The organism is Rhizorhabdus sp. P4_G5, from assembly GCF_056401065.1.
In genome coordinates, this window is the sequence record NZ_JBFUKB010000002.1 from 76,006 (window position 1) to 92,105 (window position 16,100).

16 protein-coding genes and 1 pseudogene are annotated in these 16,100 nt (G+C 62.3%); 8 read left to right on the forward strand and 9 right to left on the reverse strand.

Annotated elements, in window-relative coordinates; all coding sequences use genetic code 11:
• Positions 1-25 precede the first annotated feature (25 nt).
• From AC1DQK_RS02685 to AC1DQK_RS02700, 4 genes and pseudogenes are all read right to left on the reverse strand, one after another.
• Positions 26-976: an alpha/beta fold hydrolase gene (locus AC1DQK_RS02685; RefSeq protein ID WP_477867139.1), complete on the reverse strand. Its 951-nt coding sequence runs from the start codon at positions 974-976 to the stop codon at positions 26-28.
• A gap of 119 nt (positions 977-1,095) precedes the next feature.
• Positions 1,096-1,860 carry an enoyl-CoA hydratase/isomerase family protein gene (locus AC1DQK_RS02690; protein WP_477867141.1) on the reverse strand — a complete coding sequence of 255 codons (765 nt, stop codon included), beginning with the start codon at positions 1,858-1,860 and terminating at the stop codon, positions 1,096-1,098.
• Positions 1,857-2,321: pseudogene (locus AC1DQK_RS02695) on the reverse strand (cysteine dioxygenase family protein); the annotation flags it as partial. The pseudogene AC1DQK_RS02695 and the gene AC1DQK_RS02690, both read right to left, overlap by 4 nt.
• A gap of 137 nt (positions 2,322-2,458) precedes the next feature.
• Positions 2,459-3,682 carry a CaiB/BaiF CoA transferase family protein gene (locus AC1DQK_RS02700; protein WP_477867143.1) on the reverse strand — a complete coding sequence of 408 codons (1,224 nt, stop codon included), beginning with the start codon at positions 3,680-3,682 and terminating at the stop codon, positions 2,459-2,461.
• A 196-nt stretch (positions 3,683-3,878) separates the two neighbouring features.
• Between AC1DQK_RS02700 and AC1DQK_RS02705 the strand changes: the two genes are divergently transcribed.
• Positions 3,879-4,658 (forward strand): IclR family transcriptional regulator, encoded by a 780-nt coding sequence (locus tag AC1DQK_RS02705; RefSeq protein WP_477867145.1) that lies wholly within the window; start codon positions 3,879-3,881, stop codon positions 4,656-4,658.
• Positions 4,659-4,671: 13 nt separating this feature from the next.
• Here AC1DQK_RS02705 and AC1DQK_RS02710 read toward each other — a convergent pair whose 3' ends face one another.
• The gene (locus AC1DQK_RS02710; protein ID WP_477867147.1) at positions 4,672-5,820 is read right to left on the reverse strand and encodes a YeiH family protein; all 1,149 of its coding nucleotides are present in this window, start codon (positions 5,818-5,820) and stop codon (positions 4,672-4,674) included.
• Between the two features lie 531 nt (positions 5,821-6,351).
• On the opposite strand from AC1DQK_RS02710, the gene AC1DQK_RS02715 reads away from it, so the two are divergent.
• Positions 6,352-6,978, forward strand: a complete 627-nt coding sequence (locus AC1DQK_RS02715) for a glutathione S-transferase family protein (RefSeq protein WP_477867149.1) — start codon at positions 6,352-6,354, stop codon at positions 6,976-6,978.
• 13 nt (positions 6,979-6,991) lie between these two features.
• On the opposite strand, the gene AC1DQK_RS02720 is transcribed toward AC1DQK_RS02715, so the two are convergent.
• The 4 genes from AC1DQK_RS02720 to ligK form a co-directional block, all read right to left on the reverse strand.
• A complete protein-coding gene (locus AC1DQK_RS02720) occupies positions 6,992-7,831 on the reverse strand; it encodes a LysR substrate-binding domain-containing protein (RefSeq protein ID WP_477867151.1) in 840 nt (279 codons plus the stop codon).
• Positions 7,832-7,960: 129 nt separating this feature from the next.
• A complete protein-coding gene (locus tag AC1DQK_RS02725; protein WP_477867153.1) occupies positions 7,961-8,848 on the reverse strand; it encodes an amidohydrolase family protein in 888 nt (295 codons plus the stop codon).
• Positions 8,845-9,900: a 4-oxalomesaconate tautomerase gene (locus tag AC1DQK_RS02730; RefSeq protein WP_477867155.1), complete on the reverse strand. Its 1,056-nt coding sequence runs from the start codon at positions 9,898-9,900 to the stop codon at positions 8,845-8,847. The genes AC1DQK_RS02725 and AC1DQK_RS02730 overlap by 4 nt, the downstream gene beginning before the upstream one ends.
• Positions 9,893-10,564 (reverse strand): 4-carboxy-4-hydroxy-2-oxoadipate aldolase/oxaloacetate decarboxylase, encoded by a 672-nt coding sequence (gene ligK / locus AC1DQK_RS02735; RefSeq protein ID WP_477867157.1) that lies wholly within the window; start codon positions 10,562-10,564, stop codon positions 9,893-9,895. The genes AC1DQK_RS02730 and ligK overlap by 8 nt, the downstream gene beginning before the upstream one ends.
• On the opposite strand from ligK, the gene AC1DQK_RS02740 reads away from it, so the two are divergent.
• Genes AC1DQK_RS02740 through AC1DQK_RS02765 form a run of 6 tightly spaced genes read left to right on the forward strand, consistent with a single transcriptional unit; the run spans position 10,502 to position 16,100 of the window.
• Positions 10,502-11,869: a LysR family transcriptional regulator gene (locus AC1DQK_RS02740; protein WP_477867159.1), complete on the forward strand. Its 1,368-nt coding sequence runs from the start codon at positions 10,502-10,504 to the stop codon at positions 11,867-11,869. The genes ligK and AC1DQK_RS02740 overlap by 63 nt on opposite strands.
• A 53-nt stretch (positions 11,870-11,922) precedes the next feature.
• A complete protein-coding gene (locus AC1DQK_RS02745; RefSeq protein ID WP_477867161.1) occupies positions 11,923-12,786 on the forward strand; it encodes an NAD(P)-dependent oxidoreductase in 864 nt (287 codons plus the stop codon).
• The gene (locus AC1DQK_RS02750; protein ID WP_477867163.1) at positions 12,783-13,808 is read left to right on the forward strand and encodes an amidohydrolase family protein; all 1,026 of its coding nucleotides are present in this window, start codon (positions 12,783-12,785) and stop codon (positions 13,806-13,808) included. Before AC1DQK_RS02745 ends, AC1DQK_RS02750 begins: the two co-directional genes overlap by 4 nt.
• On the forward strand, positions 13,805-14,836 hold the full coding sequence (locus AC1DQK_RS02755; RefSeq protein ID WP_477867165.1) for a Rieske 2Fe-2S domain-containing protein: 1,032 nt from the start codon (positions 13,805-13,807) through the stop codon (positions 14,834-14,836). Before AC1DQK_RS02750 ends, AC1DQK_RS02755 begins: the two co-directional genes overlap by 4 nt.
• The gene (gene ligA / locus AC1DQK_RS02760) at positions 14,833-15,243 is read left to right on the forward strand and encodes a protocatechuate 4,5-dioxygenase subunit alpha (protein WP_477867167.1); all 411 of its coding nucleotides are present in this window, start codon (positions 14,833-14,835) and stop codon (positions 15,241-15,243) included. Before AC1DQK_RS02755 ends, ligA begins: the two co-directional genes overlap by 4 nt.
• Complete coding sequence (locus AC1DQK_RS02765) at positions 15,243-16,100, forward strand: class III extradiol dioxygenase subunit beta (protein ID WP_477867169.1); 858 nt, start codon at positions 15,243-15,245, stop codon at positions 16,098-16,100. The genes ligA and AC1DQK_RS02765 overlap by 1 nt, the downstream gene beginning before the upstream one ends.

The window sequence follows — 16,100 nt, forward strand, 5'->3', positions numbered from 1 at the left end:
ACTACCGCTTCTCCATGTATGCGCTTTACTCAGATGACCCCGTCGGGATTTCTCGACCGTCACTGTCCCCTATCATGGGAAAGCACTCGCGAAGCCACGTCATAGCACGAGCCGCAAGATCAGCGCTGTTGTCTTCCATCATGAGCATGTGGCCATTGCCGTGGATACCGGCCGCCGGCAGCCAATCGAGACTGACATTCTCGAACTGCTCGGCGAGGAGCTGCGCATCTTCGACATCCTTGCGTGTTAACACTTCACCCTCCACGGGCAGGTTGTCCCCCCACATGATCCGCACCGGAATGTTCGAAAAATCGTGCCAGTTGATTCCTGCGGTGGTGATGCCCGGTTCGACCGAAAAAATAGCTGCCACCCCGCTGGGTCTTTGAAGGGCCGCGCGCCAGCCAAGATCCGCACCCTGCGAATGTGTAACGAGTACCGTGCGGCCGAGCCGATCGAGTAGATCGACGAGCGGCGGCAGTGCACGTGGATCGCTGTAGCCTGGATGGCCCCGACCGACAGCGTCACCGATACCGAAATCGGGCCAGAGCTGAGACGCATAGGTCTGGCTGTGCGCTTCCGGAAATCGCCCGCCTTCTCTCGTAAAGAGGCGAATGGCGGAAAAGCCGGCGGACCAGGCGCTGCCGGCCTCCTCCATGAGGGGTGCTGAGCGGCCACGCCGGGGCTGGTCGATCACAAAAGTCTCGAATCCCTGGCGCACGAAGAGTTGGGCCCACCCCTCGCGACCGTCCGGAGTGGTTTCCCATGTCACGCCGGTATGGCAGCCGCCATGAATGAAAAGGACAGGAAATGGAAATCTCAGTTTCGCCGGGCGGAGTCGCTGGACATACATTGCGCCGCACAGTCGTTGGTCGCGCGCGCCTGCAGGGTTCAGGAACCCCTCCACCTCCCCGCCTATGTAGAAGCTTTCCAGAACCGACAATATGAGCGGCTCCGCCGCCTTGCCACTATCTCTCATTCGACCATCCCGCCCCATAGGCGCCGCGCGCACGAAACACCGCGGAGAATTGCGCGGCTTCGCCGTTTATTCACATGCATTCCATTCTCCTATCGGGCGACCGCCTGATTTCATCACGGTCACGGCGATCGGTTAGACATCCCCGCACGCCCACCCCCAAGCTGCCGATGGCGGTACGTTTCGATCCTTGTCTTGAGACCCGGCATCGCCACGGAGCGCACCAGCGCCGCGAGGTCGCGGTCGGCCGAACCACCGTCGCCAGCGAGAACCGTTCGCAGTTGGGCGAGCGTTCCCGCCTCGAGCCGGGTGGAACAACGGACCTCCCTCGCCAGCACGTCCGACGAGGCATCCGGATCGACAAGGTGATCGACGAGCCCGAGCCGTAACGCCTCGATGGCCCCTATCTCCCGGCCAGCCTCGACTATGTCGAGCGCGTGCGAGCCCATTCGGGCCGTGAGCCGGGCTATGCCCAAAATCACGCCGAAATCGGCACCGGGGAAACGAAAGGTCGAGCCCTCGATAGCGATGCGTCGGCCGCAGGCGGCGAACAGGTCAGCCCCGGCGCCAACCGTCCGGCCGTTGGCGACGGCTATCGTCGGATAGTCGGCGGTCCAAATCCGAGCCAGAAGCTGCTCGATCCGGATGAAGCGCAAGGCGAGATCGGCGTCGCTCTGGTCGGCAAGATCGTGAAGATCGAAACCGGTGCAGAAATGCCGCCCTTCTCCCTGGAAAATGACGACTTTGGCCGACGATTGCTCAAATCGATCCAACCCGAGATGAAGGTCTTCGACAAGAGCCGCTGAAAGACAGTTGCCGACCTCTGGCCGGGACAGCGTCAGGAAGAATGCGTCTCCATCGACGCGGGTCAACAGCTGGTCGCTCATGGTCGCCCCCAGAAATTCGGAAGCCTGCGATTGGCATAGCCCGATATGAATGGCTTTCGCTGTCCATCGGAACTGAACACGGAGCGCTCGACCGAACCGATGTCAGCACCATAGACATGGATGCTTATGGACGTGCGATCCGAATAGGCGTTGCGAACCCGATGAATATCGCCATCATCTGGGGTGAAGCTCATGATCTGCCCGGATGTGAGGAGATCCTCCGAAACCTTGACCAATTCCCCTTTCCGAATATCGAAGTTCTCGGAAATTTCGCTGCCTCGAAGCATCCCGACCATTCCCCACACGCCATGGTCGTGAATCGGCGTAGATTGGCCGGGGCCCCACACAAAGCTGACGACGCTGAATCGTCGCCGTGCGTCGCAGTAGAGAAGATATTGCTGGTATCTATCCGGGTCCGCACGGGCGAATTCCTCATCGAGCCAGTCGTCTTGAGCCAGCAGAGAGCGGAACTCCTCCTTGATCACGTCCGGCATGCGCGCGCGTTTGCTTGCCTCATCGGCGGTCTCGCGCGACACGAGGTCAAGGAACCCAGCAAAGCGAGCTCGCCCTTCGGGTGAGGTTGCGGCGCCTGGGGCCATCATGCTCGGACCGGCGCGACGGAGGCAGGCGGTGCGAACCCGCCTTCGGCCAAGATTGCCGCACGGTCTGCATCAAGAGCGGGAGGCGTAAGGCGGATCGGAAGCTGGACCCCATCGATCATCAGCGGGGAGCCGAACATATGCGTCATCGATCCGCCTGGCAGCTCGACATCGCTTACCCAGCCCATATGCCCGACCTGCGGATCAGCGAGCGCCTCGGAATAGCTGTTGATCCGGCTGCAGGGAATTCCGGCCGTTTCGAACGCCTTCAACAGATCATCGACAGACCAGCGGGCGAAGATCTCGGACAGGAACTCCGCGAGAAGCTGCTGATTTTTGACCCGGTTCGCCATCAGGTGAAAGCGTTCGTCCGCATGCAGGTCCATGCAGCCGAGAATCTCGCAGACCTGGCGCCACAATTTCTCATTACCGGCTGCCAGCACGAAGTCTCCGTCGCGCGCGCTAAACGCCTGATAAGGCGCGTTGCGGGGATGGGCCGAGCCTAGCGGCTTCGGATCCCGGCCGCTGCCGAAATACTCGCTCACCTGGAGCGCGGACACGGCCAGGCTGGCACCGAGCATCGAAATATCGATGAAGCCGCCGCGGCCGCCCGTGCGCACTCTATTGAGAAGCGAGGACACCGCAAAAGCGCCGTACAGGCCGGTCGTGAAATCGGATACCGGAACACCCGCTTTGACGGCAGGCTGCCCCGGCTCGCCCGTGACCGACATGATCCCCGACATAGCCTGAATGGTAACGTCGAACCCGCCTCCCTGCGAGCGCGGGCCGGTCTGGCCATAAGCGGAGATCGAACAATAGATCAGGCGCGGATGCGTTTCGGCGAAACTCTCATAGCCCAGGCCCAGCCGCGTCATCACGCCCGGACGATTATTCTCTATGACGACATCCGCCTGCTCGATCAGACCGCGAGCGATTGCGCGATCATCGGGGCTCTTCAGATCCAGCGCGATCGATCGCTTGTTTCGGTTGAGCGAAGCGAAATTCTCGCTGAAGCCGTTCGTGATTGGCGGCCACTGGCGCAAGGAATCACCCGCAGCGGGTTCAACCTTGATGACCGAGGCTCCCATATCGCCCAGCAGCATGCCGCAGAATGGCCCCGCAGCAACATTGCAGAACTCGATAACCTTGAGGCCGTTGAGCGGCAGGTCGATATATGCCGCCCTCCCCTCTTCGAGATCATTCGCATTCCGGGCTTCATTCATCTGGATCGATGCCTTTTATTACTGCCGAACCAAATCCCGAACCCGCTCGGTCAGCCAGAACCGCCGCGCGCAACCCCGCAGATGTTGGTTCTATTATTTGGAACTTTATTCTATATATTGATACTAACCGGGGCATGCGTCGGTCAAGAGGCTAGGATCTGAGAGTTCGGCAACCCGTCAGCTGCGTTGAGAGGCAATGGACAAGACACTTATTAAAGGCCTCGAGATATTGACCTTCGTGGTCGAGCAGCCTGGTGGCGCAAGATTGATCGATGTCGCGGCCGCAATCGGGCTGACGAAGAGCAATGCCCATCGCTCCCTGGACACTCTTCGCGCCGCGGGGCTTCTTCAACAGAACCCTCGGTCCAAAATTTATTCCGCGAGTATTCGTGTCTGGGAATTGGGCATGAAGGTAATCGACCGCCTCGATATCCGATCGGTTGCATCCGGAGCACTCCAGCTGCTGGCCCAGCAGTCGCGCGAGACGGTTCATCTCGCAATACTCGACGGCATGGAGGTCGTCTATGTCGACAAGGTCGACAGCCCCGAGCCGGTGAAGGCCTATTCGCGGCTTGGCGGCCGTGGCCCAGCGCATTGCGTAGCTACTGGCAAGGCACTTCTCTCCCGACTTTCCGACCCCGAACTCGATCGTCTGCTGGTCGATCTACCGCGGCATTCACGTTTCACTATCACTGACCCGAGACAGCTTCGCGATCAGCTCGCCGACATTCGCGAGAGCGGCATCGCCATCAACCGGGGCGAATGGCGCGACGGCGTCTGGGGCATTGCGGCGCCCGTTCAGCACCTTTCAGGGCAGGCGCTCGCTGCGATCGGCGTGTCCGGGCCTGATTTCCGAATTTCGCCCGCTGCCAGAGTGAAACAGCTCCGTAATTTCGTGCGTGAAGCTGCAGCCAACATCGAGCGCGAGCTGAATTCGAACCAGGTGCCGAGCCCTGCCCACGAAGGTCACCGCTGAGGGAGCAGGCCTATCATCGAAAAAGCAGCAGGGCCGACAGGTTCACGCCCGCAATCCAGGCGGTTTCCGCGACCATGAGCCCTATAGGCTTCCATCCGACCGCCAGGATCGAGCGGAACGATGTGCTCATGCCCACCGCCGCCATCGCCGTGACGAGACAAAGCTGGGAGAGTGACGATATCCCGCCGCTGACGGTGTGCGGTATCGGCAGTGTGGTGGCCAGGATGACCATGGCCGCAAAGCCGATAAGGAACTTCGGGAATGGCACCCTCTGCCGCCCTCCCCCCTCGACGGCGCGCGTTCCGATCAGAAATGATATCATCAGGATGACGGGAATCAGCATCACGACGCGCAGCAGCTTCACATAGGTCGAGATGTCTCCAGCGCGATCCGAGATCGAGAAGCCGGCGCCAATTACCTGCGCGACATCATGAATCGTTCCGCCGATGAAAATACCCGAATCCGCATCGTCGAGCCGGAGATGCAGCGCGACCTGCGGATAGAATATCATCGCCAGCGTAGAGAGCGAGGTTACAACGATGACCACAAGGATCGTATCCCGCTCGGTTTCAGGCTTGCGCGGGAGTATCGCGCTGATGGCCAGCGCCGCTGACGCGCCGCAAATCCCCACGGCGCCGGCGGACAATAGCCCGAAACTCCTGTCCAGCCGCATGAAATGGCTCAGCACAATCCCAAAAACCAGCGTGCTGGCAATCGACAGCAGGACAAGCACGACGGGAAACAGACCAAGGCCGACGAGCTGGTGAAGGGTGATGCGCACGCCGAGCATGGCAATCCCAATCCGCAACACCGATTTTGCCGCGAAACTGATCCCCGGCGCGAACCGAGCTTCCTGACGGAGGAAGTTGAAGGCCATGCCGATCAACAAGGCAAGCAGCATTACCGGCGTCGAATAATGCTCCGAGAGCCATTCCGCTGCGCCTGCCGCCGTCAACGCGACCAATATCCCCGGGTAAATATACCGGACGTGATCGCCGTATCCCGACCACATACTGGTCTCGGTTTCCGCCTCGATTGGAAGCCCGTGGAAGCTGCCAAGTGAATCATAAGCACAAGACGACAATTTGGAGCGAGCGGATGGGCGACCGGCACCAGCGTCGGGGCAAGGGCGCGCGAGCGGGATGCTGCGGTCGGGCGTCATGTCACGGATAGTCCTGCCTAAAATAATATCGGGCCATCCCAGACGAACAGCAGGTTCGATCGAGCGCCTCGGGTTCCTCCCCGACCATAGCCCACAGGGTTCGGACAGCTATCACCCAGCCGTTCCAAGGCCGGCGAAGCGCTGAGTCTGCACTGCGCCTTTCTTTCACAATTGACGAATTCGGCATTGACCTCGCGTCGAGTGTCATCCTCTGGAACCCGTCGTGGTCATAGCCGCTCCAATGTCCCGTGGCCCGCGCCCGACGATCGCCGCGCCATTTATTTCCCGCGACACCTGCTCTCGACTTTGGAACCACTCAAGTGAGAAAATCATAACCGCCGTTAAGGCCAATTCAGTTGCGGCACACAGGTTTCGGATCATTGATAGCCGGCATATTTACATAAAAGATATAGTTTCTCGGATTTGCGTCATCGGAGTTGCGTCAAGCGATCCCTATGTTTCCTTCTTATATTCGGATCTCGGTCAGTCGGGGGCACGAGATCACCGCTATGACGTGCTCAAGGAGAACCAATGCCTTCCGCTACGCTCTATTTCGCCCCGGGCTCATGCGCCTTTGCGTCGCTGATCGCCCTCAACGAAGCCGGGCTGCAGTTCAAGGCGCGTAGGGTCAAACTCGCGGATCGAGAGCAGGACAGCCCCTGGTTCCGGGCCCTCAATCCGCTGGGCCGCGTGCCAGTGCTTGAAATCGACGGCAAGGTCGTGACGGAAACGATCGCCATATTGAGCTATGCCGCGCATTCGAATCCCCATGCCGACCTGCTGCCGTTCGGTAATCCGACGGCGCTCGCCAAGGCCTATGAATTCATGGCGTGGTTGGCGAGCAATGTGCATGTCACCATCGCTCAGTTATGGCGCACGGAGCGATTTGTCGATGACCCCGCCGTCGCGGAGGCGGTGATGGCAGCGGCGCCCGGGCGGCTCGAGAACGCCTTTCGATGCATTGAGCAAAAGCTGGTTGGCCCTTGGGCGCTTGGGTCGGAGTTCAGCGTGGTCGATGGTTATCTGAGTGTGTTCTTCCGCTGGGCTCAACGGCTCAAGATGGACATGGATTCATTTCCCCGATGGTCCGAACATCAGTTGGCCCTGCTCGCGCGGCCATCGGCCATCTCCGCCCTGGCGACCGAACTATCCGAGTAATCCCTACCCAGGCCTATAATTGCTCGACCGCTTGCAGAAGGATGGATTTCAGCGCCTCGCAAGAGGGAGCGGCCGTAGCGGACTGAAGCAGGCAATATCCGATGGGCGGCAGCATCGGCAGCGCGGAGAGCCTGAGCGCTTGCTGATCCGGCGCCATGAACCCCGCAGTCCGCGGCGTGACACCCAGGCCCGACACGACGGCGGCGTGCAGCGCCGAGGTGCTGGCTGTTTCGATCGCGAGCTCATGTTCGATGCCGGCATCCTGGAGCGCCGCGAGGGCCTGTGCCCGGAACAGACAGGGCGCTTCGAGCAAGGCGAGGGGGAGAACCGGACGCTCGAGTAATGCTTCCGCGCCGAACCAGTGAACGGCGCGCGTAGCGATGACGCCGTCCTCCGACGGCAGCCGCATGCACAGGGCGATATCGATCCTGCCCACCTCGATCAGCTCGCGCAATTCGACCGAGCCGCAGACCCGAAGCTGGATCTGGGCATCAGGATTGAGCTCCGAGAAGCGCTTCAGGCTACCCACCAGGACGGTTCGCGCGAAATCCTCGACCATTCCAACCCGGATCGGACCGGTGGCGCGCTCGCCGGCGAGCACGGCCATCGCCTGGTCGTTCAGCGCAAGGATATCCTTGGCGAAACGAAGCAGCGTCTCTCCCGCTGTGGTAAGGGTGAGCATGCGCTTGTCGCGGAAGAAGAGCGGCGCATTCACGATCTGCTCGAGGCGCTTGATCTGCAAGCTCACCGCGGACGGGGTCAGGAATACGCGCTCGCTTGCCCTCAGCATGGAGCCGGCCTGAACCACTTCAACGAAGGTTTTCAGCAGTTCGCTCGGGAGACTCGTCGACATAAGTTCGATAAACCTTTCTCATCTCAGCCTACGATTGAGATGAGATTTAGTCAAAGATTAGCCAGGCCTAGCGTGACTCCCGGCGCCTCGCTCTTTCGCCGTGATCGCCTTCCGCCAAGGGCAAAGACGCTACAAATCAGGCCAGTAAAGCCGGGTCGGATTATCGACGAGGAGCTTGCATTGAAGTTCCTCGGTCACTGCGATCTCGGGAATGACGTCGACCAACAGACCGTCATCCGGCAACACCTTTTCCATATTCGGGTGCGGCCAGTCCGTGCCCCACAACACCCGGTCGGAATAGGCCTCGACAAGTGGACGCACCGAACGGACGAAATCGCCATATGGCGGCCCGGCGGGGTCGAGACGATCCGGACAGGTCACCTTGGTCCAGATGTCGTCCCTGCTGTCGAGCAGCGCGCGAAACGCTCTCATATCGGAGCCGTCCGGTCCCTGCGTCACGTCGGGCCGGCCCATATGATCGATCACGATCGGGGTCGGGATCGCCCTCAGGAAGGGGCGCATCTCGTCGAGGATATCGGCCTCGAAATATACTACGACGTGCCAGCCCAGCCGCTGGATGCGATGCGCGACATCAAGGAACCTGTCCTTGGGCGCATCGTCCACCAGCCGTTTGAGAAAATTGAATCGCACGCCGCGGATGCCACCACGATGGAGCGAGTCAAGCTCGGCATCGCGGATGGCCGGATCGACCACGGCTACGCCACGCGCCATGCCACCCGACCGGGCGATCGCATTCAGGGTAGCGCGGTTGTCGGTGCCATGGCAACTCGCCTGGACGATCACGTTGCGCGCGAAGCCCAGCCGATCGCGCAGAGCGAACAGAGCCTCGGGACCGGCGTCCTGCGGCAGATATTTGGCCTTCGGACTAAACGGGAAGCCGGCCTGCGGACCAAAGACATGACAATGCGCATCCACGGCACCAGACGGTAAAGCAAACCGCGGCCGCGAAGGCGAAAGCGTCCAGGAGCGGATGCGGCCATCCTTGTCGGTGATCATGCGAAAACTTCTCCGTCCATCAGCTTGCGCGCGGTCCGCAGCATTCCCGCCTCGACCGGCTGTCCACCGGCATCGACCGTAACGACGCATTCCGTCACGCCGGTCGGATGCTCGACGCCCAGGGTGAGCCTCCTGCCCACGGGCAGTTGGGCACTGGCAGCGGCCGGCGAGCCCCGGACCAGGCAGGCCGTCGCGACGCTCACCGCGCCAAGAACGCCTATCGATGCGTGAACGCGGTGTGGAATGAGTGAGCGCACATTGATCGCACCGCCTTCGCGCGGCGGCGCCACCAGCATCATCTTCGGGACAGACTTCCGGGCGACATCGCCTAGGTTCATCAGCGGACCCGCCTTGAGGCGGATCGCCTCCACCCTGGCTTTCATCGCGATGTCGGCATCCAGGGTATCGCGATCCTCATAGCCGGTTACGCCGACGTCGGCAGCGGCCAGCACCACGCAGGGCATGCCGTTGTCGATGAGGGTGCACGCGATACCGTCGATGTCGTCGACGCCGTTGCCCGTCGGCAGCAGTGCCCCGCAGGAAGAACCCGCGGTATCGCGGAAGGCGAGTGGGATCGGCGCGGCGGTTCCAGGCACGCCGCTGATCGCGGCGGCGCCATCATAGCAGACCTGGCCTTCGCGGGTCCGCACCGTTGCGACAGCGACCTGGCCGCTGTTTTCCATGAAGATCGCAACAGGCGTTTCCTCGCCGACCGCGGTGATCAGTCCCCGCTCTATGGCGAACGGGCCCACGCCGGCGAGCATATTGCCGCAGTTCTGGCTATCGGTGACGATCGCCTGATCGACAAACACCTGGAGGAAGAGATAATCGACGTCGACGCCTTCCCGCTCCGAACGACCCACCACCGCTACCTTCGATGTCAGCGGGTCCGCGCCCCCCATCCCGTCGATCTGACGGGGATCGGGCGAGCCCATCACACGCAGCAGGAATGCATCGCGGGCCGCGCTGTCGGTAGGCAGATCGTCGGCGAGGAAGAAAGCACCCTTGGACGTCCCGCCCCGCATCCACATGCAGCGCACGCCCTTAGACATATTTAAGGCCCATTTCGGCGAGACGCGCCCGCATGCCATAGAGGTCGAGACCGAGTTCGCCCGCCCCCAGACGCTGGCGCTTTGTCGCCTCGACCGCCTCGCGCGCCTGCGCCTTTTGCAGCACTGTTTCAGCGTCCGCGCGCTTGACCACACAGACGCCGTCGTCGTCCGCCACGATCACATCGCCTGGTTCGATCGCCGCCCCGGCGCAGACGATAGGCACGTTCACCGAGCCTAAGGTAGCCTTTACCGTGCCCTGCGCGAAAACCGCTTTGGACCAGACCGGGAACCCCATCGCCGTCAGGTCGCGAACATCGCGAACTCCCGCGTCGATCACCAGGCCGCGGCATCCGCGCGCCATCGCACTGATCGCCAGCAGGTCGCCGAAATATCCATCGGTGCACGGCGACGTGGGTGCAAGCACGAGAACATCGCCCGCCTTCAACTGCTCGATCGCAACATGAACCATCCAGTTGTCGCCGGGCGGCGCGGAGATGGTGACGGCCGATCCCGCGATGCGCGCGCCGGTATAGATCGGCCGCATCCTATGGCTGAGCAATCCGGTGCGCCCCTGGGCTTCATGGACGGTAGCGACCCCGGCATGGGCGAGACCGTCGATGATGGCAGCCGCCGCGCGCTCGATATTCTGTACAACCACGCCCATGCTCGATCTCCTTTGTCATGGAGCCGTGCGCCCAACGCTCGAATATGTGCCAATCCAACTTGTGCACGGGCAATAAGTTTTTGCTATGTTTGTGTCGTGATCAAGCCCTTCGACATCAATCTGCGGCACCTGCGCGCCCTCAGCGAGGTGGTGGCGCAGCGGAGCCTCAATCGCGCGGCCGAAACGGCCGGCCTTTCGCAATCCGCCTTGACCCAGGGTCTGGGAAAATTGGAAAAACAGCTTGGCGTGCTCCTGTTCGAGCGACATTCGGACGGGGTGACGCCGACCATCGCGGGCAAAGCCCTGATCGAGCGCGCGGAGAGGGCCTTCACGCACCTCGCCACGGCGGCGCGTCGCTCTTCACGCGGCGGCCCGCGCAGCTTTTCCAGCCCTGAGCGGTTGATGACAGCCACCCAGCTCCAAGCCTTTCTGCACTTCGCAGATGCACAGGGCTTTGCAGGTGCCGCTGCCGTCAGCGGCCTTTCCCAGCCGGCCATCCATCGCGCCGTCCGCGAGCTTGAACAGGTCTGCGCGGTTCCCCTGGCCGAGCGGCGGGGCCGCGGAATGACCCTCACCGCAGCAGGGCACGCCCTGGCCCGAGGTGTGCGCCTCGCTGCCGGTGAGATCGCGGCGGGCATCGGCGAGGCCAGGGACGAACCGAACGAAGGTGCGCGCATTGCGATCGGCGCGATGCCGTTGAGCCGAGCGCTGGTTTTGCCGAGGGCGCTGGCGCATTTTCTCCGCGAATCGCCCGGAACCGTGGTCAATGTCGTGGAAGGTTCCTGGCGGGAGCTCGTCGATCCTTTGCTCGACGGCGTCATCGACATCATGATCGGCGCGCTCCGCGACGAAGTTACGCCGGGCATCGATCAGATATCCCTCTTCACCGACAGGCTCGCCATTTTCGGCCGCAAGGATCATCCGCTCGCACGCGGCCCAGTCACCCTGGATGATCTACGCGCGCAATCCTGGATCGTCGGCCCGGCCGAAACGCCACTGCGCGCCCATTGGGAGGCATTGTTCGAGGGTGCGCCGCAGCCGTCCATGCCGGTCGAATGCGGCTCCGTGATGGTGATCCGGGGCCTGCTCATGCAGAGTGATCTGCTGACCCTGCTGTCGCCCGACCAGATCGCCGTGGAGATCGAGAATTCCATGCTGGTGCGTATCGGCCCCGGCCTGTCGAACCGCGTCCGCACGATCGGGCTCAGCATGCGCAGCGACTGGCGGCCGACGCGATCCCAACAGCGGCTGATCGACCTCCTGAACCTGGCCTCGATAGAAACAAGACTTCAGGAAAATCACTAGGCCATACTCGATTTGGATTGGGGGTCGGCGCTCCGTTCGCTTACCCCGACCGCATGTCACCGATTGTCGCATATATCGGCTTTGGAGAGGCCGGCCGGGCATTCGCCTCCGCCGGAGCGCGCGCGTTCGACCGAAAAACCGGTGAGGCGGCATTTCGTGACGAGATGGTTGCCGCCTTCGCCGCGGCAGGCGTCGACGGCTTCGAGGACGCGGCCCTGGCTCTTCGAGGTGCTGGCGCGGCGATTTCGCTCGTCACCGCCGACGAGGCGCTGGCTGCAGCTCGGGACTATGCGCCATATCTCACGCCGGACGCCCTGTGGCTGGACATGAACAGCGTTGCGCCAGACACCAAACGCTCCGCCGCCGATGCGATCCATGCCGCTGGTGGCCGGTATGTCGATGTCGCCATATTGGCACCGGTTCATCCTGCCGGCCGCGACGTTCCCCTGCTCGCAAGCGGTCCCCATGCGGAAGCGGGACTGGCTCTGCTGGCGGCGATGGGATTCACCCGGATTCGCAGGATGGAAGGCGGGATCGGCGCGGCGTCGGCTGTCAAAATGATCCGGTCGGTCATGATCAAGGGAATGGAGGCGCTGACGGCGGAATGTCTGATGGCTGCCGAGGCGGCGGGCGTCCGCCACGAAGTGCTCGCCTCGCTCGACGCCGGCGAGAAGCCGGGCAGCTGGAGCGAACGCGCCGATTATAATCTGGAAAGAATGCTCGTCCATGGCCTGCGCCGCGCCGCCGAAATGGAAGAGGTCGTCAAGACCCTCGACGGTCTGGGGACCGGCAGCGCGATGTCGCGCGGTACCGTCGAGCGCCAGCGGGCGTTGGGCAGCCTCGGCCTGGGCGCGCCCCACGGACTCGACGCCAAGCTCGATGCCCTCACATCCCGAAGGCATGAGAAAGCAGCATGAGCCTGATCATCGACTGTCACGGCCATTACACCGTCCTGCCCAAGAAGCATGACGCCTGGCGGGAAGAGCAGAAGGCCGCGTACAAGGCGTTGACAACGCCCCCGGCCTATCCCGACATTGCCGATGCCGAGATCCGCGAAACGATCGAGGCCAACCAGCTGCGCCTGATCAGGCAACGCGGCGCAGACATCACCATCTTCTCGCCGCGGGCCTCCGCGATGGCGCCCCATGTCGGCGATCAGGGCGTCGCGCGGGAATGGTCGGTCCGCTGCAACGATCTGATAGCGCGTGTCGTCGGCCTGTTCCCGGAAACCTTCTCCGGCGTCTGCATGCTGCCGCAGAGTCCGAACGCCGACATGTCGGCCTCGATCGCCGAGCTCGATCGCTGCGTGAACGAGCTGGGCTTCATTGGCTGCAACCTCAATCCCGATCCGGGCGGCGGCTATTTTCAGCACCCGCCGCTCACGGACCGCTACTGGTATCCCTTTTACGAGAAGATGGTCGAGCTGGACGTGCCGGCGATGATCCACGTCTCCGGCAGCTGCAATCCGGCGATGCACGCGACCGGCGGCTATTACATCGCAGCTGACACCATTGCCTTCATGCAGCTGCTGGAAGGCGATCTGTTCGCCGATTTCCCGACCTTGCGCTTCATCATCCCGCACGGCGGCGGCGCGGTGCCCTATCATTGGGGACGCTATCGGGGACTGGCCGACATGCTGAAGAAACCATCTCTCGAGATCCACCTGATGAACAACATCTTCTTTGACACTTGTGTCTACCACCAACCGGGGATCAACCTGCTTGCCGACGTAATCGAGACCAGGAATATCCTCTTCGGCTCGGAAATGATCGGTGCCGTGCGCGGCATCGATCCGACCACGGGACATTATTTCGACGATACCAAACGGTATATCGATGCGCTCGAGATCAGCGATGCCGAACGCCGGGCGATATTCGAGGGCAATGCGCGCCGCGTCTTCCCGCGGCTCGACGCGCAGCTGCGGCAGAGGGGGTTGTGACGACCTGGATCACCAACGCCTGGTATGTCGCCGCCTGGGACCATGAGATCGGCGATCAGCCGATCGCCCGGACGATCTGCGGCGTGCCGATGATGTTCTATCGCAAGCTCGACCGGTCGGTCGTCGCCATGCGCGATGCGTGCCCGCACCGCCTTCTCCCGCTGTCGATGGGCCTGCGCGAAGGCGATTCGATACGCTGCAAGTATCACGGCCTCAAGCTTGCCGCCGACGGCATGGCCGAGGAAATGCCGCTCAGGACGGAAAAGGTGAACAAGCGGATCTGCGCGGAGACTTTCGTCGTCGAGGAGCGCCATCGTTTCGTCTGGATATGGGTAGGCGAACGGCGGGCCGCCGACCCGAACCTGATCCCCGATCTCTGGCCCTGCTCCGCGCCAGGCTGGACCGTGGACGGCGGCTACTACCATGTCGCGGCCGATTATCGGCTGATGATCGACAATCTCATGGACCTGACCCACGAAACTTATGTCCATGCCGGCTCCATCGGCCAGCCCGAATTGATGGAAGCGCCGCTGGAGACGAGGGTCGATGGCGATCGCGTGTTTGTGTCGCGCTGGATGCCGGGCATCGATGCTCCCCCCTTCTGGCGCGGCGCCCTGAAGAAGGATGGTCCGGTCGATCGGTGGCAGATTTGCGAATTCATCCCACCATCCGCGGTTATCATCGATGTCGGCGTGGCGCCCGTCGAAGCGGGGGCGACGCTGCAACATCACGATCAGGGCGTGCGCGGCTTCGTCATCGATGTCGCCACGCCGGAATCGGACACAAGCATGCACTATTTCTGGGGCATGGCGCGCAGTTTCGATATCGATGACGCAGGCTTCACCGCACGTTTCAAGCAACAGCAAGGCGGCGTCTTTCTGGAGGACAAGGAGATCCTGGAGGCGCAGCAGCGCGCGATCGCCGCAAACCCCGCGATGAAGCTCAACGCCTACAGCATCGATCAGGGCGGCACGCGAGCGCGGCAGATCATCAGCCGGATTATCGCCAACGGATCGGCCACCGCATGACCGCCCCCCGCGACATCCACGAGTATCTCGCGGAGTTCGAGGATATACCCGGCACGCGGGTGTTCACCGCGTCACGCGCGCGACAGGGATATCATCTCAACCAGTTCGCGATGAGCCTGATGAAGCCTGAAAATCGCGAACGCTGGAAAGCCGACGAAAAAACCTATCTCGATCAGTGGCCACTGTCGGGCGAACAGAAGGCCGCGGTGCTCGCGCGCGATTACAACCGGATGCTCGATCTCGGCGGCAACATCTACTTCCTGTCGAAGATCTTTTCGACGGATGGACTGAGTTTCGTCCAGGCGGTCAGCACGATGACCCGCATGACCGTCACCGACTATCAGGCCATGATGAACGCTGGCGGCCGATCGCCCGAAGGGCTGCGCTCCAGGAAGGAACAACTCTGATGGCTCGCATCACCGCCGGCGTCGGCTCCAGCCACGTTCCTCTGCTCGGAGTGGCACATGATCAGGGCAAGGAGGGCGACGATTACTTCGGACCGATTTTTGCCGGTTATGAGTGGACCCGGAACTGGGAGAAAGCCGCAAGACCCGATGTGGTGATCCTCGTTTACAACGATCACGCCTCCGCTTTCGACATGAAGGTCATCCCGACTTTCGCCATTGGCTGTGGCGAGCGATACAAGCCCGCTGACGAGGGCTGGGGACCTCGCCAGGTGCCCGATGTCATCGGGCACCCGGATCTCGCCTGGCATATCGCCCAGAGCCTGATCCTCGACGAGTTCGATATGACCATCATCAATGAGATGGACGTCGACCATGGCCTGACGGTGCCGCTTTCGATGATGTTCGGCCGCGTAGAGCAATGGCCGTGCCGGGTGATCCCGCTGGCGGTGAATGTCGTGACCTATCCGCCGCCTTCGGGCAATCGGTGCTGGGCTCTGGGTGAAGCTGTCGGCCGCGCCGTCGCCAGCTTCCCGGAGGACATCAATGTCCAGATGTGGGGGACCGGCGGGATGAGCCACCAGCTCCAGGGCCCTCGCGCGGGGCTGATCAATGCCGCGTGGGACAACATGTTTCTCGACGGGCTGATCGGCGAGAGCGATCATTTACGGCGGGTCCCGCACATCGAATATCTGCGCGAAACCGGGTCCGAAGGGATCGAAATGGTGATGTGGTTGATCATGCGCGGCGCGCTCGGGCCGGCGACCCGCCTCCTCCATCGCCATTACCACGTCCCATGCAGCAACACCGCGATTGGGCACATCGTCCTCGAACCCGTCCCCTCTTCCAGCGGAGCCTGA